The organism is Methylobacterium sp. WL7 (assembly GCF_008040085.1).
Lineage (GTDB): Bacteria > Pseudomonadota > Alphaproteobacteria > Rhizobiales > Beijerinckiaceae > Methylobacterium > Methylobacterium mesophilicum.
Window position 1 is genome coordinate 1 of record NZ_VRVG01000051.1, and the last position, 20,339, is coordinate 20,339.

Annotated in this window: 19 protein-coding genes; 13 read left to right on the top strand and 6 right to left on the bottom strand. The window is 68.7% G+C overall.

Going from position 1 to position 20,339, the window contains the following annotated elements:
• Positions 1-50: 50 nt before the first annotated feature.
• Together FV233_RS14750 and FV233_RS14755 are read right to left on the bottom strand one after the other, a co-directional pair.
• Positions 51-992 carry a D-2-hydroxyacid dehydrogenase gene (locus tag FV233_RS14750; RefSeq protein WP_147856488.1) on the bottom strand — a complete coding sequence of 314 codons (942 nt, stop codon included), beginning with the start codon at positions 990-992 and terminating at the stop codon, positions 51-53.
• A 103-nt stretch (positions 993-1,095) separates the two neighbouring features.
• Positions 1,096-2,304, bottom strand: coding sequence for an aminotransferase class V-fold PLP-dependent enzyme (locus FV233_RS14755; RefSeq protein WP_147856487.1), 1,209 nt, complete (start codon positions 2,302-2,304; stop codon positions 1,096-1,098).
• Positions 2,305-2,856: 552 nt separating this feature from the next.
• On the opposite strand from FV233_RS14755, the gene FV233_RS14760 reads away from it, so the two are divergent.
• From FV233_RS14760 to FV233_RS14770, 3 genes are read left to right on the top strand one after another with little or no spacing between them, the layout of a single operon-like run.
• On the top strand, positions 2,857-3,672 hold the full coding sequence (locus tag FV233_RS14760) for a UDP-2,3-diacylglucosamine diphosphatase (RefSeq protein ID WP_147856489.1): 816 nt from the start codon (positions 2,857-2,859) through the stop codon (positions 3,670-3,672).
• Between the two features lie 11 nt (positions 3,673-3,683).
• Complete coding sequence (locus FV233_RS14765) at positions 3,684-4,730, top strand: glycosyltransferase family 1 protein (protein WP_147897893.1); 1,047 nt, start codon at positions 3,684-3,686, stop codon at positions 4,728-4,730.
• A 41-nt stretch (positions 4,731-4,771) separates the two neighbouring features.
• Positions 4,772-5,410, top strand: a complete 639-nt coding sequence (locus tag FV233_RS14770) for a ribonuclease HII (RefSeq protein ID WP_147856909.1) — start codon at positions 4,772-4,774, stop codon at positions 5,408-5,410.
• Between the two features lie 125 nt (positions 5,411-5,535).
• On the opposite strand, the gene FV233_RS14775 is transcribed toward FV233_RS14770, so the two are convergent.
• The 3 genes from FV233_RS14775 to FV233_RS14785 form a co-directional block, all read right to left on the bottom strand.
• The gene (locus FV233_RS14775) at positions 5,536-7,893 is read right to left on the bottom strand and encodes a membrane-bound PQQ-dependent dehydrogenase, glucose/quinate/shikimate family (protein WP_147897894.1); all 2,358 of its coding nucleotides are present in this window, start codon (positions 7,891-7,893) and stop codon (positions 5,536-5,538) included.
• Between the two features lie 278 nt (positions 7,894-8,171).
• Positions 8,172-10,283 (bottom strand): HAMP domain-containing methyl-accepting chemotaxis protein, encoded by a 2,112-nt coding sequence (locus FV233_RS14780; RefSeq protein ID WP_246689989.1) that lies wholly within the window; start codon positions 10,281-10,283, stop codon positions 8,172-8,174.
• Between the two features lie 366 nt (positions 10,284-10,649).
• Complete coding sequence (locus FV233_RS14785) at positions 10,650-11,765, bottom strand: PA0069 family radical SAM protein (RefSeq protein WP_147897896.1); 1,116 nt, start codon at positions 11,763-11,765, stop codon at positions 10,650-10,652.
• 128 nt (positions 11,766-11,893) lie between these two features.
• Here FV233_RS14785 and FV233_RS14790 point away from each other — a divergent pair, with 128 nt between their 5' ends.
• Positions 11,894-12,424, top strand: coding sequence for a hypothetical protein (locus FV233_RS14790; protein ID WP_147897897.1), 531 nt, complete (start codon positions 11,894-11,896; stop codon positions 12,422-12,424).
• A gap of 137 nt (positions 12,425-12,561) precedes the next feature.
• The gene (locus FV233_RS14795) at positions 12,562-14,016 is read left to right on the top strand and encodes an amino acid permease (RefSeq protein WP_147897898.1); all 1,455 of its coding nucleotides are present in this window, start codon (positions 12,562-12,564) and stop codon (positions 14,014-14,016) included.
• On the opposite strand, the gene moaB is transcribed toward FV233_RS14795, so the two are convergent.
• Complete coding sequence (gene moaB, locus FV233_RS14800) at positions 14,006-14,563, bottom strand: molybdenum cofactor biosynthesis protein B (protein WP_147897899.1); 558 nt, start codon at positions 14,561-14,563, stop codon at positions 14,006-14,008. The genes FV233_RS14795 and moaB overlap by 11 nt on opposite strands.
• A gap of 328 nt (positions 14,564-14,891) precedes the next feature.
• Between moaB and FV233_RS14805 the strand changes: the two genes are divergently transcribed.
• The 8 genes from FV233_RS14805 (at position 14,892) to FV233_RS14840 (ending at position 20,335) form a co-directional block, all read left to right on the top strand.
• Complete coding sequence (locus FV233_RS14805) at positions 14,892-15,095, top strand: hypothetical protein (protein ID WP_147897900.1); 204 nt, start codon at positions 14,892-14,894, stop codon at positions 15,093-15,095.
• Between the two features lie 319 nt (positions 15,096-15,414).
• Positions 15,415-16,335 (top strand): aspartate/glutamate racemase family protein, encoded by a 921-nt coding sequence (locus FV233_RS14810; protein WP_187278112.1) that lies wholly within the window; start codon positions 15,415-15,417, stop codon positions 16,333-16,335.
• Between the two features lie 158 nt (positions 16,336-16,493).
• Positions 16,494-17,141, top strand: coding sequence for a maleylacetoacetate isomerase (gene maiA, locus FV233_RS14815; RefSeq protein WP_147897902.1), 648 nt, complete (start codon positions 16,494-16,496; stop codon positions 17,139-17,141).
• Positions 17,142-17,264: 123 nt separating this feature from the next.
• A complete protein-coding gene (locus FV233_RS14820) occupies positions 17,265-18,596 on the top strand; it encodes an NAD(P)/FAD-dependent oxidoreductase (protein WP_147897907.1) in 1,332 nt (443 codons plus the stop codon).
• A 144-nt stretch (positions 18,597-18,740) separates the two neighbouring features.
• Positions 18,741-19,031 carry a type II toxin-antitoxin system RelE/ParE family toxin gene (locus tag FV233_RS14825; RefSeq protein ID WP_147897903.1) on the top strand — a complete coding sequence of 97 codons (291 nt, stop codon included), beginning with the start codon at positions 18,741-18,743 and terminating at the stop codon, positions 19,029-19,031.
• Between the two features lie 2 nt (positions 19,032-19,033).
• Positions 19,034-19,315, top strand: coding sequence for an addiction module antidote protein (locus tag FV233_RS14830; RefSeq protein WP_147854436.1), 282 nt, complete (start codon positions 19,034-19,036; stop codon positions 19,313-19,315).
• Between the two features lie 406 nt (positions 19,316-19,721).
• Positions 19,722-20,033, top strand: coding sequence for an EthD family reductase (locus FV233_RS14835; RefSeq protein WP_147854437.1), 312 nt, complete (start codon positions 19,722-19,724; stop codon positions 20,031-20,033).
• A complete protein-coding gene (locus FV233_RS14840) occupies positions 20,030-20,335 on the top strand; it encodes a hypothetical protein (protein ID WP_147854438.1) in 306 nt (101 codons plus the stop codon). Before FV233_RS14835 ends, FV233_RS14840 begins: the two co-directional genes overlap by 4 nt.
• Positions 20,336-20,339 lie beyond the last annotated feature (4 nt).

Here is a 20,339-nt window from a genome sequence, read left to right on the forward strand (position 1 = left end):
CCTCCGGGGGCCACCCTCCCCCCGCAGAGGGGGGAGGGAGAGCCCGAGCCCTACTCGACCACGTTCTGCGGCTTGCCCGCGACGAACGCCTCGACGTTGTCTACGAGCTGATCGGCCAGGATCTGCATCGCCTCCTTGCTGGCCCAGGCGACGTGCGGGGTCACGATCAGGTTCGGCAGGTCGGCCTCGCACAGGATGTTGCCGTCTTTGGGCGGCTCCTGCGCGACCACGTCGAAGCCTGCGCCCGCGATGGTGCCGTCCTTGAGCGCGGCCAGCAGCGCGGCCTCGTCCACCAGACCGCCCCGAGCGGTGTTGATCAGGATGGCGCTCTTCTTCATCCGCTTGAGTTCGGCGGCGCCGATCATCCCCTTGGTGTCGGGGGTGAGCGGTACGTGCAGCGTGATCACGTCGGACTGCGTCAGGATCGTCTCGAAATCGACCAGGCCGTCCTGCGGGAACACGTCGTAGGCCAGGACCTTCATGCCCAGCGCCTCGGCGCGCTTGCCGATCGACTTGCCGAGTGCTCCGTAGCCCACGATGCCGAGCGTCGAGCCGGCGATGTCGTAGATCGGGTAGTCGAAGTAGCAGAACTGCGTAGACTTCGCCCAGTCGCCGCGCCGCACCGAGTTGGCGTAGGGCACGATCGCCCGCCGGAGCGCGAACATCAGCCCGACCACGTGCTCGGGCACGGTGTTGAAGGCGTAGTTGCGGATGTTGACGACCGTGATGCCCTGGGCCTTGGCCTGAGCCTTGTCGACCACGTCGGTGCCGGTGGCGGCCACCGCGATCAGCTTCAGGTCGGGGAGCTGCTTCAGGGTATCGGCCCGCATCGGGACCTTGTTGATCAGCGCGATCTCGGCGCCCTGGAGGCGGGACACCGTGTCCTCCGGCGTCCAGGTCGATTCGTGCTCGACGTAATCGTGCGGGAAGTTGAACGGTCGGACCGTCGCGTCGAGGGACTCACGGTCCAGGAACACGATCTTCTTGGTCATAGATCCCCTCTCGGGCAACGGGCGGCTTCCTCGGGATTCTTGTTCTTACTTGCGCGCCGGGGCGGGGCCGGCAACCCGGCCCCGCCCCGGCAGCGTGCATGGATCACGCCTTGTGAAGCGGATTCTCGCGCAGGTAGCTGGAGGCGGCGGCGACGCCGGAACCCGGCGTGACCTTCACGCCGCAATCCAGCAGCGCCATCTCGGCACCCGCGATGGCGCCCAGCAGCGACAGCTCGTTCAGGTCGCCGATATGGCCGATGCGGAACACCTTGCCGGCGACTTTGGACAGGCCGCTGCCGAGGGACAGGTTGTAGCGCTCATAGGCGTGGGTGATCACCTTGGCGGCGTCGACGCCCTCCGGCACCAGGATGGCCGTGACCGTGTCCGAGTTCCACTTGGGCTCCTTGGCGCAGGGCTTGAGGCCCCAGGCCGCGACCGCCTGACGGGTCGCCTCGGCGAGCACGTGATGGCGGTGGTAGATGTTCTCCAGCCCCTCTTCCTTCACGATCTCCAGCGCTTCGCGCAGGCCGTAGAGCAGCGGGAGCGCCGGCGTGTAGGGGAAGTAGCCCGTGGCGTTGGTGGTGAGCTGGTCCTTCCAGGCGAAGTAGACATGGCCGAGCCGGTCGTTCCGGCCGGCGCCGCCCTCGGCGATCTTCAGCGCCTTGGGGCTGATGCAGATCAGGCCGAGGCCGGCCGGCAGCATGAAGCCCTTCTGCGACCCCGCGATGGCGCAGTCGACGCCCCATTCGTCCATCTTGAACGGCAGCGAGCCGATCGACGAGATGCCGTCCACGAACAGCAGCGCCGGGTGGCCGGCGGCGTCGATCGCCTTGCGGACCGCGCCGACGTCGCTGGTGACGCCCGTGGCGGTCTCGTTGTGGACGACCATCACGGCCTTGATGGTGTGGTCCTTGTCGGCCCGCAGGGCCTCCTCGATCTTCTGCGGATCGGCGCCGGTGCCCCACTCCTCGTCCTGGACGATGACCTCGAGGCCGAGGCGCTGGGCCATGTCGACCCAGAGGTGGCTGAACTGGCCGTAGCGCGCGGTCAGCACCGTGTCGCCGCGGCACAGGGTGTTGGACAGGGCCGATTCCCAGATGCCGGTGCCCGAGGACGGGAACAGGATGATCGTCCCGTTGGTCGAGCCGAACACCATCTTGGCGTCCTGGAACAGCGGCTTCGTCAGCTCGGGGAAGCTCGGCGAGCGGTGATCCTCGGACGGCACGTGCATCGCGCGCAGGACGCGATCCGGGATGTTCGTGGGGCCCGGGATGAAGAGATGGTTGCGACCGGGGCGCCGGGTTGCGGCCATGGTGTTTCCTCCAAAAACTCTGTTGCGCGCGGGCGGACCCGCGCCGGTTTGTTCAAACGTTTTCGGCGCCTTCGGCGGCCGTCTCGAGCTTCCTGCGCGCGGTGCCGGCGGGCGCGGCACGCGCCGCGACTCCCGAACGTCATCCGTGTCATCCGTGGATCGGGGGGCTCAGCGGAGCGGCAGGCGGCGTCTTGCCGCTCGCGTCGCGGCGCGCCCCCGCGCCGGTCGCCTCCGAAATGCCGTCCCGGTCTACGGCGCCTCGTCTCAAGGCACCCTGGCCGCCCTCGCCGCCTTCCAGTCCGCGTCCGGCCCGGCTCATGCCGAGCCACCGGTCGTCTGGTATTATGAGGCGGCGAAGCTGGGAAGCAAAACCGGAAAAACTTCGGGATCTCGGTAAAAAAATTTTTTGTGCATCGCAACGTCAGCTATCCGCGTTTGAGGACTTCTGCTGCGGCGCACCAAGACACCCCACAGCGATTCGGGCCCGCGTCATCAAACTGAGACGTGATCGCGCTCTGGATCCCGGCACCGTTCGACCGCCGGGAGGGTGACGTGGCCGAGGAAGAGGAGATGCCGGTCCGGGTCCGGACGCTGTTCCTGTCCGACCTGCATCTCGGGACGCGCGGCTGCCAGGCCGGGCTCCTTCTGTCGTTCCTGAGGGATTACGACGCCGACACGGTCTACCTGGTCGGGGACATCGTGGACGGCTGGCAGCTGCGCTCTGGGTGGTACTGGCCGCAGGAGCACAACGACGTCGTCCAGAAGCTCCTGCGCAAGGTCCGCAAGGGCACCAGGATCGTCTACCTGCCGGGCAACCACGACGAGTTCCTGCGGGACTACGTCGGCACGAATTTCGGTGGCATCGAGATCGCCGAGACCGCGATCCACGAGGCGGCCGACGGGCGGCGCTACCTGGTGATCCATGGCGACCAGTTCGACATGGTGGTGCGGCACTCGCCCTGGCTCGCCCATCTCGGCGACGGCGCCTACACGCTGGCGCTGACCCTTAACACCGTGATCAACCGGATCCGGCGGCGCGCTGGCCTGTCCTACTGGTCGCTGTCGGCCTGGGCGAAGCTGCGGGTGAAGAACGCCGTCAGCTTCATCGGCCGGTTCGAGACCATCCTGGCCGAGGAGGCGCGCCGCCAGGGCGCCAACGGGGTGATCTGCGGGCACATCCACCACGCCGCCGACCGGGCGATCGGCGACCTGCGCTACCTCAACACCGGCGACTGGGTCGAATCCTGCACCGGCCTGATCGAGCATTACGACGGCCGGATCGAGGTGCTGCACTATCCCAGCATCCTGCGGGCGCGCGAGGCCGAAGCCGCACCGCGCCCCGTGGCGGGCCGGCGCGCGGTGGCGTGAGGAACCCACGCGTGAAGCTCCTCATCGCCAGCGACGCCTGGCACCCGCAGGTCAACGGCGTGGTCCGCTCCCTGGAGCAGATGGTCCGCCGGGCGCCCGAGCACGGCTTCGAGACCACGCTGCTCTCGGTGGCCGACTTCCGCTCCCTGCCCCTGCCCGGCTACCCGGAGATCCGCCTCGCCATGGCCGGGCGGGACCGGGTGGCGGAGCGCTGGGCGGCCGAACGCCCGAGCCACGTCCATATCGCCACCGAGGGACCGATCGGCTTCGCGGCCCGGCGGCACTGCCTGGCCAACGGCCTGCCGTTCACAACGAGCTATCACACGCGGTTTCCGGAATACCTCGCCGCCCGGCTGCCGGTGCCGGAGGCGTGGTCCTACGCGTATCTGCGCCGCTTCCACGGCGCGGCGCGCGGGACCATGGTCAGCACCGTCTCCCTGCAGGCGGAACTGGAGGCGAAAGGCTTCTCCCAGCTGATGCGCTGGACCCGCGGGGTCGACACCGAGCGGTTCCGGCCGGCCGCCCCCGGCGAGCCGCCGCCGACGGACCTCGCCGGCCTGCCCCGGCCGCTGTTCCTGTATGTCGGGCGGCTCGCCGTGGAGAAGAACCTCGCGGCCTTCCTGAGCCTCGACCTGCCCGGAACGAAGATCGTGGTCGGCGACGGGCCGGACCGGGCACGCCTGCAGGCCTTGGCCCCGGAGGCACGCTTCCTCGGCACCCGGACCGGGGCGGCGCTCGCGTCCGTCTACGCCGCCTGCGACGCCTTCGTGTTCCCGAGCCTCACCGACACGTTCGGCATCGTGCTGCTGGAAGCGATGGCCTGCGGCCTGCCGATCGCGGCCTTCCCGGTGCCCGGCCCCAACGACGTGCTGAGCGGGACCCGGGTCGGCATCCTCGACCAGGACCTGCGCGCGGCGGCCCTCGCGGCGCTTCGCCTGTCCCGGGCCGAGTGCCGGCAGGAGGCGCTGCGCCGGGGCTGGGACGTCAGCGCCGACCAGTTCTTCGGCAACATCATCGAGGCGCATGGCGGCCAGCGGGGGACCCGGAACGCCGCCTGAACGGTGACGGCGGCGGCGCGAGATGGCAGGACGGCGCCATCATGTCCGTTCAGAAACCGCCGCCCGCGAAACGAACAACACCCGCCCTCACCCAGCCGTTCGATCCGGCCCGGGCCGCGGATTATCCGGCGGTGATCGGCTGCGACGAGGTCGGGCGCGGCGCCCTGTGCGGCCCCGTGGTGGTGGCGGCGGTCTGGTTCGACCCGGCTGCGATCCCCCCGGCCCTGCTGGCGGCCCTCGACGACAGCAAGCGCGTGCCCGAACCGATCCGCGCGCATCTGGCGCCGCTGATCCGCGCCCATGCCCGGGTTGCCGTGGCGGCGGGTTCCCGGGCCCTGATCGACCGCATCAACATCCGCGCCGCGACCCTCGACGCGATGCTGCGGGCGGTGGCGCGCCTCGGGATCGCGGCGCCGGTCCTGGTCGATGGCCGGGACGCCCTGCCGGGCCTGCCGGGCCGGGCCGTGATCGGCGGCGACGGGCTGGTGCCGCAGATCGCCGCCGCCTCGATCGTCGCCAAGGTGTTTCGCGACGACCTCATGCGTCGCCTCGCCGAGCGCCATCCGGGTTACGGCTGGGAGCGCAACGTCGGCTACGGCACGGCCCTGCACCGCGCCGGCCTGACCACACTCGGCCGAAGCCCACACCACCGCCTCAGCTTCACCCGCGGGTTCGGCTAGGTTTCAAAAGGTCGAGATCTTTTGCGGATGCAGGGCAGCGCCCTGCAGTTCTCCGGGGCTCCGCCCCAGACCCCGCCAAAGGGCTCGCCCTTTGCAAACCCCGATTTTGCCGCCTTCGGACCGGATCACTGCGATGCGGGATCGCCAGGCAGCGCGTAGGCGACCACGTAGTCGCCGCGGTCGGGTGATTGGCGCGCGCCGCCGGCCGTGATCACGACGTATTGCCGGCCGGTCTTGGGCGACCTGTAGGTCATCGGCGCACCCTGGCTGCCCACCGGCAGGCGGCCCTTCCAGACCTCGCGGCCGGTCGCGGCCTCGAACGCCCGCAGGTAGTAATCCTGCGTCCCGGCGAAGAAGATCAGGCCCGAACCGGTCACCAGCGAGCCGCCGAGCGAGGGCAGGCCGATCGGGATCGGCAGGTGCATCTTGATCCCCAGCGGCCCGGTATCCTCCACCGTGCCAAGCGGGACCTGCCAGGCGATCCGGCGGGCCTTCAGGTCGATGGCCGTCAGCGTGCCGAAGGGCGGCTTCTGGCACGGGATGTTCAGCGCTGACACGAAGCGGTTGCGGACGGAGACGTAGGGGGTGCCGCGCATCGACGACAGGCCCATCTCGGTTCCGGCGGCCTTGCCGGTCTCGACCTGGTCCCGCGCGATCAGCCGGTTCCACAGGCCCAACCGCATGTCGTTCACGATCAGGTAGTCCCGGGTCATGTCGATCGCGGTGCTGCCCCAGTTCATGCCGCCGAGCGAGCCCGGCATCTGGAGGGCGGTGTCGAAGCCCGGCGGGGTGAAGGTCCCCGCGTGGCGCATGCCCTTGAACTGGATCCGGCACAGGAGCTGGTCGAAGGGCGTCGCCCCCCACATGTCGGCTTCCGTCAGGGTCTCGGCGCCGATCGACGGCATGTCCGAGTAGGGCTGCGTCGGCGCATAACGCTCACCCGGCACGCTGCCCTGCGGGACCGGCCGCTCGGTGATCGGCGCGATCGGGGCGCCGGTCTCGCGGTTCAGCAGGAAGATCTGGCCGTGCTTGGTCGCGGCGATCAGCCCAGGCACGGTGCCGCCCTTCCCGTCCGGCAGGTCGTAGAGAGCGGGTTGGGCCGGGACGTCGAAGTCCCATAGATCCTTGTGAACGAGCTGGACGTGCCAGCGCGGTCGCCCGGTCGCCGCGTCGAGGGCGAAGATCGACGAGTTGGTGGCGTCGTCCTGGGCCGTCCGGTGGCCGCCGAAGAAGTCGGGCGTCGCGTTGCCGGTGGGCGCGTAGATCAGGCCCAGGGCCGAGTCGTAGGCCGTGCTGGTCCAGACGTTCGGCGTACCCCGCGTGTAGGTCTCACCGGGCGGCGGCAGGCGCGTGGTCGCCGGGTTGCCCGGATCCCAGGCCCAGCGCAGGTCGCCGGTGCCGACAGCGTAGGCGCGGACCACGCCGCCGGGCTCGCCGGTCTCGATGTTGTCGGCGACCCGTCCGCCGACCACCACGAGGTCGCCGGCGATCAGCGGCGCGGCGGTCTGCGTGTAGAAGCCGGATTTGACCTCGCCCATGTCGGTCTTGAGATCGACCGTGCCGTCCGTGCCGAAATCGGTGCAGGGCTGGCTGGTGGCCGCGTCGAGGGCGATCAGGCGCGCATCGATCGTAGCCAGCAGCAGGCGGCGGGGACAGACCTTCCCGCCCTCGGCGGCGCCCGCGTCGTGATAGCCGAGCCCGCGGCACCGCTGCCATTGCGGCGCGCTCGCCTGCGGGTCGTAGCGCCAGCGCTGCGTGCCGGTGTCGGCGTCGAGGGCGACGACGATGTCGTTCGGCGTGCAGACGTAGACGGTGTCGCCGATCTGGAGCGGCGTGGTCTGGTCCTCCGCCCCGAAGCCGTTGCTGACGGCGATGTCGCCGGTGCGGAAGGTCCAGGCCGGCCGCAGCTTGGCGACGTTGGTGGCGTCGATCTGCGTCAGCCCGGCGAAGCGGGTGCCGCCGTTGGTGTTGCCCCAGGCCGTCCAGTCCACCTGCGGCCCCGCCTGCGTGGCCGGGTGCACAGCCGGGATCTCGGTCGCCGCGATGATCGGCACCGGCTGGAAGGCCCGCAGCGTGGTCGCCACCAGGGCCAGCGCCAGCGCGGCGGCGAGGCCCAGGGATGCCCGGCGCCATACGCCGCCGCCGGATCGATCGAGCAGCGGTGCGAACAGGGCGACCACGCAGGCGAGGACCGCCAGGGCGAACAGGCGCGAGACCAGCGGCCAGAACGCGAACCCGACCTCCCAGACCGCCCAGATCCCGGTCAGGACGAACGCCCCGCCGTAGAGCAGCGCCCCGGCGCGCCGACGTTGAGCAACCAGAACGCCGGAGACGAGCATCGCGGCGCCCATGGCCGCGAAATACCAGCTGCCGCCGAGCCATACCAAGTATGCACCACCGCCGGCCAAAAATAAACCGAACAATGCTATGACCAAACCAAGTAGTAGCAGCACTCCATCGGTCATATTTTCGGGTCGACGCATCTAAAATCCTCAATCTCGCGAGCTTGTCGCTTATTTATCTTGAGTCTTGCGTCGGTCAACGATGATTTTACGATGAAAAATCCTGCAGGACGGCGGCTATTTTATTTTCTCGCCGAAGTAAATCAGCCAACCGACAAACGAACCCTTGACTCGACCGCAACGAATCAATGTCCGCCTTACCTCGCCGCGGTGAACACGCCGGCCGGATCAAGTTTCACAACCTGTGTCCAAGCCCGAGACAAAAACTTCGGCGTGTCGCGACGGCGGCCCGTCAGCAGTCAGGCGGCTCGGACATCGGCCAGGAAGCGATCCACCTCCGCCGCGAGTTGCTCCGACTGGCGCGACAACCCGGTGGCGGAGGCCAGGACCTGCTCGGCCGCGGCGCCGGTCTGCTCGGCGGCCTGCGCCACCCCGGCGATGTTGCCCGTGACCTCCTGCGTGCCCGCGGTCGCCTGGGTGACGTTGCGGACGATCTCCCGGGTCGCCGCGCCCTGCTGCTCCACCGCCGCCGCGATCGTGGTCGCGACCGCGTTGATCTCCCGGATGCGGCTGGCGATCGTGCCGATCGCGTCCACGGCCTCGCCGGTGACGCCCTGGATCCGACCGATCTGGCTGGCGATCTCCTCGGTCGCCTTGGCGGTCTGGCTGGCGAGTTCCTTCACCTCGGCCGCCACGACCGCGAAGCCGCGCCCGGTCTCGCCGGCGCGGGCCGCCTCGATGGTGGCGTTGAGCGCCAGAAGGTTGGTCTGCGCGGCGATCGAGGCGATCAGCTGGACGACGTCGCCGACCCGGGCGGCGGCGGCGCTCAGCTCGGACACGAGGGTGGCGGTCTGGTCCGATTCGCCGACCGCCCGCTGGGCCAGGATGGTCGAGCCCTCCACTTGGCGACCGATCTCCGCGACGCTGCTGCCGAGTTGCTCGGCGGCACTCGCCACGGTGCTGACGTTGGAGGCCGATTGTCCCGCCGCCGCCGCCACCGCGCCGGACTGGCTCGCGGTCTCCTGCGCGCTCGCGGTCATCTGCGAGGCCGTGGCTTGCAGCTCGGTGGCGGCGGACGAGACCTGGGTGACGATGCCGGAGACCGCCGCCTCGAAGGTCTCGGCCATCCGGTGCATGACCGCCCGGCGCTGATCCTCGGCGGCGCGGCGCGTCTCGTCCGCCTCGGCTTCGAGCTGTCGGGTCCGGAGCAGGTTGTCCTTGAACACCTGAACGGCGGCGGCCATGGCGCCGATCTCGTCCTGGTGCCTCGGAGCCGGGACCATGACGGATGCGTCGCCCGCGGCCAGCGCCCGCATGGCATCGGTCATCCGGCGAATCGGCAGCAGCACGCGTCGGACCACGACCAGGGTGCCGACGCCGGTCAGCAGGAGAGCCGCGAGCAGGAACAGGGCGATCCGCAACAGGGAGGCGCGCGCCTCGTCGGTCAACGCCTGGGCTCGGTCCACCAGCGCGTCGAGGGCCGCGCTCGCCAGGTCGGAGATCGTGTTGACCTCGGCGGTGTGGCGGATGCGCAGCTCGTCGATGGAGAGCCCGGTCGGCCGGCCCTGTGTGAGGGCCTCCGTGGCGGCCTTGCGGCGTGCCTCGGCCTCACCCTCGAAGTTGTCGGCCCTGGCCTTGCGGAAGGCGGCCCGGACCAAGTCCGAGGTCTCGTCGGCGGCGGCCGCCACGACGCCGGCCCAGGCGGCAGCCAGCCGCCCGCGCTCCTCGGCCGCGGCGACGATGTCGCCTTGAGTCCACGGGGTGCCGGCGGCGACGGCAGCTTCGATCCGGACGACCACGCCGCCGATCAGGGCCCGCGAGGCCCAGGCTGCGCGCTTGAGGTCGAGGTAATGCGCGAGGGTGGCGTCGCCGCGCGGGATGGCGGCATCGACCGCGTCGTTGGTGGCTAGGAAGGCGTCGAGCAGGGCCTGGGAGGCCTCCGCGATGGCCGGCAGCGTGCCGGTGGGTCGCTGAGCCGCCGGCACCGCCAAGGCGGCATCGACCTGCGGGCGGAGCTTGAGCGTGGCCTCGTAGGCCCGCTGAAGCGGCTCGACCTTCGCCACGACCGAAGGCGCATCCACATCCCGGGCGAGCGTCGCGAGCCGTTCGAGACCGCCCGCGATGGTCTCGCGCTGTGTGGCGATCAGCGCCACGTCCTTCGCGGGAATGGGGTCGGCGGCCTTCAGGGCCTGGAGCGTGCGGCCACGCTCCATGCGGATGGCCAGGAGATCCTTGAGGAGCGTCCGGCTCGCCTCGGTCAAGGCCACCACACGGTGGCTCCGATCCGCCTGCACCTGGGCTTCACGAAGGGTGGACACCTCCGAGGCGATCAGCATGGCGCTCATCGAGAACAGCGTCGCGCACAGGATCTTGCCGATCGTGAGTGTCGTGAGCTCGAATCCGGCAAACATAAGGGGTTGCCCACGAGACATCGGCGTCGGTTCCGTCACGGTGTTGATGCGGCACCGATCGATTTTTGATCCCGATTTGGAACAAATCTAAAGATCTTACGTCGGCGTAACCTCTGTGGATCCGAACGATGACGTTTGCAACTCGCTTTTATGACGATTTTTATCAGTTATGCTGTGATGACTAGGATCTTTGTTCGTGATGTCCGCAGAATATATCTCGATCAAGCCCCGATAACGGCTGGACTTTCGACCGACTCCGGCGCGCTGACATCTGCTTCCGGCGGCGGGCCGCTGTCATGAGCGAAGGCTCCGGTTCGTGCGGCCTGCGTCGGTGGAGCCATTGCGGCTGTGACGCGCCGCCGCGCTTCAGAACAGGGCGAGCTGCGCCCCGGGCTTGCGGAACGCCGCCGTGTTCAGCGCCATGCGCCCGAACGCGAAGCCGAGCCGCCCGCCCGCGAGGCGGACCCGCCGGCCGATCATCTCGGCATAGGCCCCCTCGCCGCGGAAGCGGTGGCCGAAGCGGGAATCGTTCTCGCGTCCGCCCCGGGCCTGCGCCAGCAACGCGAAGGCCCGGGCGCGGCGCTCGGGATAGTGCTCGGAGAACCAGTCGGCGACGAGGTCGGCGACCTCCCCCGGCAGGCGCAGCAGGGCATGGCCGATGCGGCTGGCGCCGTGGTCGCGGGCTTGGGCCAGGATCGCCTCGATCTCGTGGTCGGTCAGGCCCGGGATGATCGGCGAGACGTTGACCATCACGGGCACGCCGGCCTCGGACAGGCGCCGCATCGCGGCCAGCCGCTTCTCCGGCCGCGGCGCCCGCGGGTCGAGCAGGCGGGCGAGGCGCGGGTCCAGCGTCGGCAGCGAAACCGCCACGAGCACGAGGTTGTCCGCGGCCATCTCGGCCAGGATGTCGAGGTCGCGCAGGACGAGGTCGGACTTGGTGGTGATGCCGACGGGGTGACGCGCGGCCTGAAGCACCTCCAGCACCGCTCGGGTGATCCGGTACTCCCGCTCCACCGGCTGGTAGGGATCGGTGGCGGTCCCCAGCGCGATCGTCTCCGGCTGGTAGCCCGGCGCGGCGATCTCGCGCGCGAGCAGCTTGGCGGCATCGGGCTTGGCGAAGATCCGGGATTCGAAATCGAGGCCGGGCGAAAGCCCAAGCCAGGCATGCGTCGGGCGCGCGTAACAGTAGATGCAGCCGTGCTCGCAGCCGCGATACGGGTTCACCGAGCGGTCGAACGGGATATCGGGCGAGGTATTGCGGGCGATGATCCGCGCGGCCCGCTCCAGCGTCACCTGCGTGCGCAGGGTGGCGGGTATATCGGGTTCCCAATCGGGATCCTGGAAGACCTCGCGGCTGGCCGCCTCGTAGCGGCTCGTCGGGTTCGCCGTGGCACCCCGGCCGCGTCGGGCCTCCGGAGGCAACGTGCTCGATCCCAGACGCACAGGGGCGACGGGTGTCGAGCCTTTGGGAATCTTAGCCATGCCAGGCGCCTCGTGTTTCACGTGGAACATAGCGCGAACACAGCGCCTCCGGCGCCTCAATTTCAGGCAAACGCCGGCGAGCCCGGGCGAGACGCCGCGGCCCGGTTTACCGCCGCGCAGAATCGTCTATGGGCGCGCAGATGCTCTCCGCGGTGACCTACCTGGCCGACCCGGCCGATCCGGACGCGATCGACCGCCTCGCCGACACGCTCAGCGTGCTGGTGTCGGGCGTGGCCGGCGGTCTGGTCGGCGACGCCGTGATCGTGACCGGCCGGGACAGCGACGCGGCGGCCGCCATCGCGGACGCCACCGGGGCGGCCCTGGTGCTCCACCGGGGCAAAGATCCCTATGGGGCCGGGGCCGCGCAGGCGCGACGGGATTGGGTGCTGTGCCTGGAAGCCGGGGATGTTCCGGCCGAAGGCTGGATCCGCACCCTCGACCGCTTCATCGGCACCGCCCGGCCGGAAACCGGCCTCGGCCGCCTCCACCGCCCCGCCTCGGGCTGGGCCGGCCGCGCCGTCGGCCGGATCGAGGGGATCCTGGGCGCGCGGCAGGCCCGGGCCGGCGACGTGGTGCGGCGTGAGGCGCTGCGGGCCGGCGCGGCGTTCGCACCCCGGCTCAAGGTCCGGCCGCTCATCGCCCGGATCGACAGGCCCTGATCGACAGAATGTCGCAGCTCGTCTTGTCGTTATTGACTGAAAGTGTCCGAAAATTCCTGGCGTGACGGCAGGAAACTTGCTGAATAAGTCGTTGCTGGCGCGCCAATTCCCTGCGCGCCGCCGGGAGGGATGCGACGATGGACTCCTCGGGCCTGATGGGGCGGAAGTCCGTCGACGACATCCTGGAGAGCGGCGAGGGCGAGCAGCAGCTCTCGAAGTCGCTCGGCGCCCTGTCGATCACCGCGATGGGCATCGGCGCGATCATCGGCGCCGGCATCTTCGTGCTCACCGGCACGGCGGCGGCCCAATATGCCGGGCCGGGCATCATGCTGTCCTTCGTGCTCGGCGGCATCGCCTGCGCGTTCGTCGGCCTCTGCTACTCCGAGATGGCCGCGCTGATCCCGGTGGCGGGATCGAGCTACACCTACACCTACGCCACGCTCGGCGAGTTCTTCGCCTGGCTGATCGGCTGGGACTTGATCCTCGAATACGCCATGGGCGCGGCCACGGTGGCGGTGGGCTGGTCGGGCTACGTCACGAGCCTCCTGAAGGACGTCGGCCTCGTGATCCCGGCCCGGTTTGCACATGCGCCGGGCACGGCGATCGACGGCGGCGGCACCGCCCTGTTCAACCTGCCGGCGGTGGTGATCGTGGCCCTGGTTACGATCCTGCTGATGCGCGGCACCAAGGAATCGGCGCGGTTCAACAACATCATGGTGGCCGTGAAGCTCACCGTGGTGGTGGCCTTCATCGCGCTCGGCTGGGGCCATGTCGATACCGCCCACTGGAGCCCGCTGATCCCGCCCAACGAGGGTACCTTCGGGGAGTACGGCTACAGCGGCATCCTGCGCGGCGCGGGCGTGGTGTTCTTCGCCTTCATCGGCTTCGACGCGGTGTCCACAGCCGCCCAGGAGGCGCGCAAGCCACAGAAGGACATGCCGATCGGCATCCTCGGCTCGCTGATCGTCTGCACGATCCTGTACGTGCTGGTGGCCGCGGTCCTCACCGGGCTGGTGCCCTACAAGGAGCTGAACGTCCCCGACCCGATCGCCAAGGGCGTCGACGTGATCGGCATCGGCTGGTTCGCCCTGCTGATCAAGCTCGGGGCGCTCACCGGCCTGACCACGGTGATCCTGGTGCTGCTCTACGGCCAGAGCCGGATCTTCTTCACGATGGCCAATGACGGGTTGCTGCCGAAGCTGTTCGCCCACGTCCACCCGACCTATCAGACCCCGTATCGCAGCCAGGCGCTGATCGGGACCGTGGTCGCCCTCGTGGCGGCACTGGTGCCGATCAACATCCTGGGCGAGATGGTGAGCATCGGAACGCTGGCCGCCTTCATCCTGGTCTGCGGCTCGGTGATCTACCTGCGGCGGACCGACCGGCACATGAAGCGGCCGTTCCGGGTTCCCGCCGTGCCGGTGGTGCCGATCCTCGGAATCCTGTTCTGCCTGCTGCTGATGGCCGGCCTGCCCCTCGATACCTGGCTGCGCCTGGTGATCTGGATGGCGATCGGGCTGGTCGTGTATTTCTTCTACGGCCGCAGGCATTCGGTCCTGCGCCGCAAGGAAGGCAACGCGGTCACGCCGTGATGCTGGCACCCCGCCGCAGGTGCTCGTCGAGCCGCGGCATGATCTCGACGAAGTTGCAGGGGCGGTGCCGATAGTCGAGCTGCTGCGCCAGGATGCCGTCCCAGGCGTCCCGGCAGGCCCCGGGCGAGCCCGGCAGCACGAACAGGTAGGTCGCCTGCGCGACTCCGGCGGTGGCCCGGGATTGCAGGGTCGAGGTGCCGATCTTGTCGTACGAGATGCGGTGGAACACCGCGGAAAAACCCTCCATCCGCTTCTCGAACAGCGGCTCCAGGGCCTCCGGGGTCACGTCGCGCCCGGTGAAGCCGGTACCGCCGGTGGTGATCACCACGTCGACCGCCGGATCGCGCAGCCAGGCCTCGACCTGCGCGCGGATCGCCGGGATCTCGTCCGGCACGATGGCCCGGGCGGCGAGCCGGTGGCCGGCCTCCGTGAGGCGCTGGCTCAGCGTGTCGCCCGAGCGATCGTCCGCCATCCGGCGGGTATCCGAGACGGTGAGCACCGCAATCCCCAGCGGGATGAAGCGGCGTGAATCGGGCTGATCGGCCATCGTGAGCGCTCTCCGGGACGGTCACCCGATATGGGCCGGCGGGCCGGACTTGTCGCCCCCCTCGGGCTGCCGCCTCGGGCGCCCCCGGCCGGGGCGGAAACCTCTCCGGGAACGCCGCATCTGTCCGCGCCCCTCGATCACCGCGCCCGTCGATCCGGCGATCGGATCGTCCCTGGCACGGTGGGAAGCGAACCGCATCGGCACGGCCTCCAGGCAATCAACCAACGCGACGCGGCATTTCCTCTTTGGAATAAAACTATTCTAAGGTTGCCGGCGCAATAATTTCGATCACGGAATTTTGAAATAGACCGATAGTTCAGGTGACGTCTTGGCTCAGCTGCGTGGGATGGGGCCAAGACTGAATCCCGCCGATGCCCATCGTTCAAGCCGCATGCCAAACGAGGAAAAATTAGTCCTTCTCCGTATCAAAAATATTGGCATTGCCAGCCATAAAGTCTTTGACTTTTCTTTCGACGAGATCACTGTGAACAAGCCGGAGCGTTATCGTTCGTTACGACTCGTCGCAGACTGACACGATAGGCAGTCTTTCTCGCGCCGACATAGAAGCCGAGATCCTGTCCCGGTTCCGAAACGACAATCCGAGCGGGAGTTTTGCGCGCGAATCGGGTCGAGGTCTTCGTTCGGCGATCAGACCTATCGAACCTGGACGAACAGCGTCCGGGCTCGAACATCGATCCTATTCGCGTCCAACACCCCTCTCGCAAGTCATCAGCACCGCCCGGGATCGAGCACAGAACGGGCGATGCTCCGCACATGTTCCAGCGCATCCAGGTTGAAGTGTATCCCGGATGGCGGACACATCGTCATGACGCTGAATGGGGGAGCGCAAGATGATTTCCGTCTCTAGAAAATTAGGCGTCCTCGGGGGATTGAGCCGTCCTTCGACGATCAGAGATCACAATCTGATCAACCGTGAAGTTCTCGATCTGACCTGCAATCGCGCCACCGCAAACCTTATCACGTGGAGCTTCGATCCGGATACGATCGTTCATCTCCTCTCGCAGGACGGCTGGCCCGCGATCGCCCATCAGATCGAGGAAGCCGTAGCCAATCTTCTGCTGGAGGGCGTCGACGGGCTGATGATCACCAGCGACACCCTTCACTGCGTTCTCGAGCGGGAGTCGGTCCATCTCGCCGTGCCGGTGCTGCACATCCGGGACGCCTTGATCGAGGAGATCCGGCGGCTGTCCCTGAAGAAGGTCGGCTTCATCGGCACTTCCGTGACGATGAGCAACTCCTATTACGGGGATCTGATCCGCGGACATCACGACGTGGATGTGGTGCTTCCAAACCAGAACCTGTGGGTCAACATCGACTACTCAGTCTGCAATCGGATCTACAACGGCGAGTGCACGGCGCTCGAACTCGAAAATTACAACCAGATCATGACGGACTTCGAAGCGCAGAACGTCGACGGAATCGTCGTCGCCTCATCGGAGATCGCCCTGGCGTTCAACAAACCGCATGCGGTCCCGGTCCTGCACACGGCCCGGATCCATGCCGCGGCGGCGGCGCGGTGGTGTGTCGCCGGCCATGACATCGTGCGCCCGGCACTGCCGCGATACGACGAGTTGCGGTCCGTGTCGGCGGGATCGCACGACGTGGTCGCCGACGACACGTCAAAAATTCCCGTGACGCTGCCTTATTCCGACAGCCTGCCCTATCCCCACAACGTCAAGCGCAAAGGTAAGCGCAAGACCGGTGCATCGCTGCGGGCATCGGTGGGCGAACAGCGGGCGCCCGGCTCGTAGCGGCGGCCCTGCCGTCGGAGGATCGTAGCGCCGTGCGATCGGTGGTGTAGCGACGCGGCGCCGGCCCGTCCCGGCCGACGTGACTTGCCGCAGGCGACGAATCGCGGTGTCTTCGCGCGTCAGTGGCGCCGAAGGCACCGCAGTTCGGAACCCCACCCATGCACATGTACGGCAACTGGCGCTCCGCCGCGGCCTTCCGGGTCCGGATCGCCCTGAAGCTGAAGGGCCTCGCCTACGAGGAGACCTTCATCGACCTCGACGCCGGCGACCAGCACAAGCCCGAGTTCCGCAGGATCAACCCGCAGGGTGCGGTGCCGGCCCTGTTCGACGGGGACGGGCCGCCGCTGACCCAATCCCTGGCGATCCTCGATTACCTGGAGGAGACGCGGGGCGGCGTTCGCCTGCTGCCGGACGAGCCGCGGGCGCGGGCCCGGGCACGCTCCCTCGCCCAGGTCGTGGCCTGCGACACCCACCCGCTTTACGTGCCCCGCGTCCGCACGTTCCTGATGGAGGAGTACGGGCTGCCCCGGGAGCGGATGCTGGCCTTCCTGCGCAACGCGTTCGAGACCGGCCTGACGACCCTCGAGACCCGACTCGCCACCGAGGACGGGACCGGCCGCTTCTGCCAGGGCGACACGGTGAGCCATGCCGACCTGTGCCTCGTCAGCCTCTGGGTCGGGACCGGCATCTTCGGGATCGACACGGCCGCCTACCCGACGGTCGCCCGGATCGCCGAGGCCTGCCTCGCCCTGCCGGCGGTCGCCGAGGCGCATCCCCTGCGCCAGCCCGGCGCCCCCGCCGCCTGACCGGCGACGCCCGCGCGTGCTCTGGTCACGCGTGCGCTCGGCCGGCAGATGTGGCAAGCGGACCTCCGAGGCGTTTAATCCGGCCGGGGCGTCAATCCCGACCCGTGGGGAGAAAGGGTGTCGATGGTACCCGACGAGAACGAGTCCGGCCTGCATCGCGTCGTCGTGGTCGGCGGCGGGGCCGCCGGGCTCCAGCTGGTGACGAAGCTCGGCGACAAGCTGGGACGCGGCAAGCGCGCGCACGTCACCCTGGTCGACCGCGCCCGCACGCATATCTGGAAGCCGCTGCTCCACGAGGTCGCGGCCGGCAGCCTCGATATCGGCCACCACGCGGTCGATTACCTGCACCACGCCCACAAGCATGGGTTCCGATACCGAATCGGCAGCATGACCGGGCTCGACCGGGAGGCGCGCACGATCCGGCTCGCAGCGAGCCACGATCCCGAGGGCCGCGAGGTCACGCCGGAGCGCTCGGTGCCCTACGACACCCTGGTGATGGCGGTCGGCTCGACCACCAACGATTTCGGGACGCCGGGCGTCGCCGAGCACGCCATCGCGTTGGACACCCAGGACCAAGCGGTGCGCTTCCACCAGCGCCTGGTCAACGCGTCCCTGCGGGCCCACACGCAGGCCGGCCCGGTCCGGCCCGGCCAGCTCCACGTCACGGTGATCGGGGCCGGCGCCACCGGCACCGAACTCGCGGCCGAGTTGCACCGGACCTTCCGCCACGTTGTCGCCACCGGCCTCGACCGGATCGACCCGGGCAAGGACATCCGGATCACCCTGGTCGAGGCGGCCGAACGGATCCTGCCGGCGGTGCCGCAGCGCCTCTCGGTGGAGGTGATGCAGCTCCTCAACAAGATCGGGGTGGACGTTCGCGTGAAGGCGCGGGTGACAGAGGTGCGTGCGGACGGCGTGCAGCTGGCCGACGGCACCTTCATCCCGTCGGAGCTGGTGGTCTGGGCGGCCGGCGTGAAGGCGCCGCCGTTCCTGCAGGGCATCGGCGGGCTCGAGACCACCCGGACCAACCAGCTGGTGGTCGCCCCGACCCTGCAGACCACCCGCGACCCGGACATCTTCGCGATGGGCGACTGCGCCTACCTGGTCGAGGCCGGCTCGGATACGCCGGTGCCGCCCCGGGCGCAGGCGGCCCACCAGCAGGCCAGCCACCTGATCGGCCAGATCCAGGCCAAGATCGACGGCAAGCCCCTGAAGCCGTTCAAGTACAAGGATTTCGGCTCGCTGGTCTCGCTCGGGGAATACTCCACGGTGGGGAGCCTGATGGGCTTCGTCCGGGGCAAGAACATGCTGATCGCCGGACTGTTCGCCCGGATGATGTACCGCTCGCTCTACAAGATGCACGAGCGTGCCCTGCACGGCAGCGTCAAGACGGCGCTCGACGCCCTGGCCCGGGCGCTCACTCGCCGTACCGAATCACGGGTGAAGCTGCATTGAGGTCCACCGGCACCCAGGCGACACGGGGGCCGCAAGAGGAAGGACGAACGGTCGCTGGAATCGCGTGGATCTCGAACGCGTCCTAGGCGGCGGAATGTGAATTATAGTTGACATTCCGCCGCTTTCTGGGTCACGAGACCTAACATGTTCCAGGTGCGCCGCACCGGCGAATTCATCGCTTGGCTGAACGCTTTGCGGGATGTCCAGGCGCGGGCGCGGATCACCAAGCGGATCGACCGTATCGCTCAGGGCAACCTCGGCGATGCCAAGTCCGTCGGCGATGGCGTCAGCGAATTGCGGTTCTCTTTCGGGCCGGGATACCGAGTTTATTACACTCTGCGCGGTGATGTCGTCGTGATCCTGCTGTGCGGCGGCGACAAGGGCTCGCAGGCGCAGGACATCGAACGGGCCAAGACTATGGCGCGGGAGGTTTGACAATGGCGATAGAGACCAAGCCCTGGGATGCGGCCGAAGTCCTGAAAACCCCGGCCGACATCGCAGCCTATCTCGATGCCTATCTCGAGGACGGGACTCCGGAGGAATTGCTGGGCGCGTTGAACACGATTGCCCGCTCGCACGGCATGTCGGCACTGGCCCGCGAGACGGGCATCAGCCGCGAGGCGCTGTACAAAGCCTTCAGCGACAACGGCAATCCGACGCTGGACACCTTGTTGCGCGTCCTGAAAGCCCTGGGTGTGCGCCTCGCCGTGGCGGCGTGATCGATCCCTGAACAGTGAAAAAGGGGGCCAGCGATCCGGTCTGTCCTCACGCTCGACGCGTTCGCCCGGGCGCCTGTCGCGGCCGGACTTACCGCGGGCCAAGCAGCAGCCGGCGTGACGTTTGGGACAACCGCTTTGAACGAAGCCCTCGCCGGCATCATAGCACCGTGCTTATGATCCGGTCGCTCTCGGAGCAAAAGCCGTTCACGGGCAGATGAATTTCGCGCGGGTATTCGAGGGGGGCCGCATTTTCTCAGCCGAACCGGCGCCAACGTCGTCGGAACATGCTCTAAGCCGTCAACACGGCATCATCGTTTTCCGAAAGCCGGCATCGCCCGCTCGGAATGATGCGCCCGGATCCACCGGCACCCCGGCGACACGGGGGCCGCAACAGGAAGGACGCCCTATGATCCTCGTGAGCGTGATGTATCCGACCGGCCCGAACTTCGACATGGGCTACTATCTCGGGCACCACATGCCGCTGGTGCGCGAGCGCTGGTCGTCGCTGGGCCTCCACGAAGCGAAGGTGGTCAAGGGTGCCGGCACCCCGGACGGCGGCCCGGCCCCGTTCCAGGTGATGGCGCTGCTGACCTTCGAGTCGGCCGACGCGTTCAAGAAGGCCGTGGCGGCCCACGGCGAGGAGATCTTCGCCGACATCCCGAACTTCACCCCGGCGCAGGCCCAGGTTCAGATCAACGACTTTGCGGAGAGCCCGTGATCGATATCGTCAAAGCGGTGCAGCAGGCCGATCCGAGCCTCGGCACCTACGTGGTCGTGCTGCGCGCCGACGCCCGCGCCCTCGACGGCCCGGATCGCCTAACCCCCGAGGCGCAGGCCTGGATCGACGCGAACGCCCCGGGCGGCCGCCTCGCCCGGGTGCGGGTCCTGCTCGCCCCCTATCCGGGGGCAATGCCGGCCGAGCGCGACGTGAGCGTGGCCGCCTTCGCGGATGCCCGCCAGCTCGCGGCCTTCGCGACCACTTGGACCGGCGATCCGCTATCGGACGCCGAGGAGCCGTAGAACC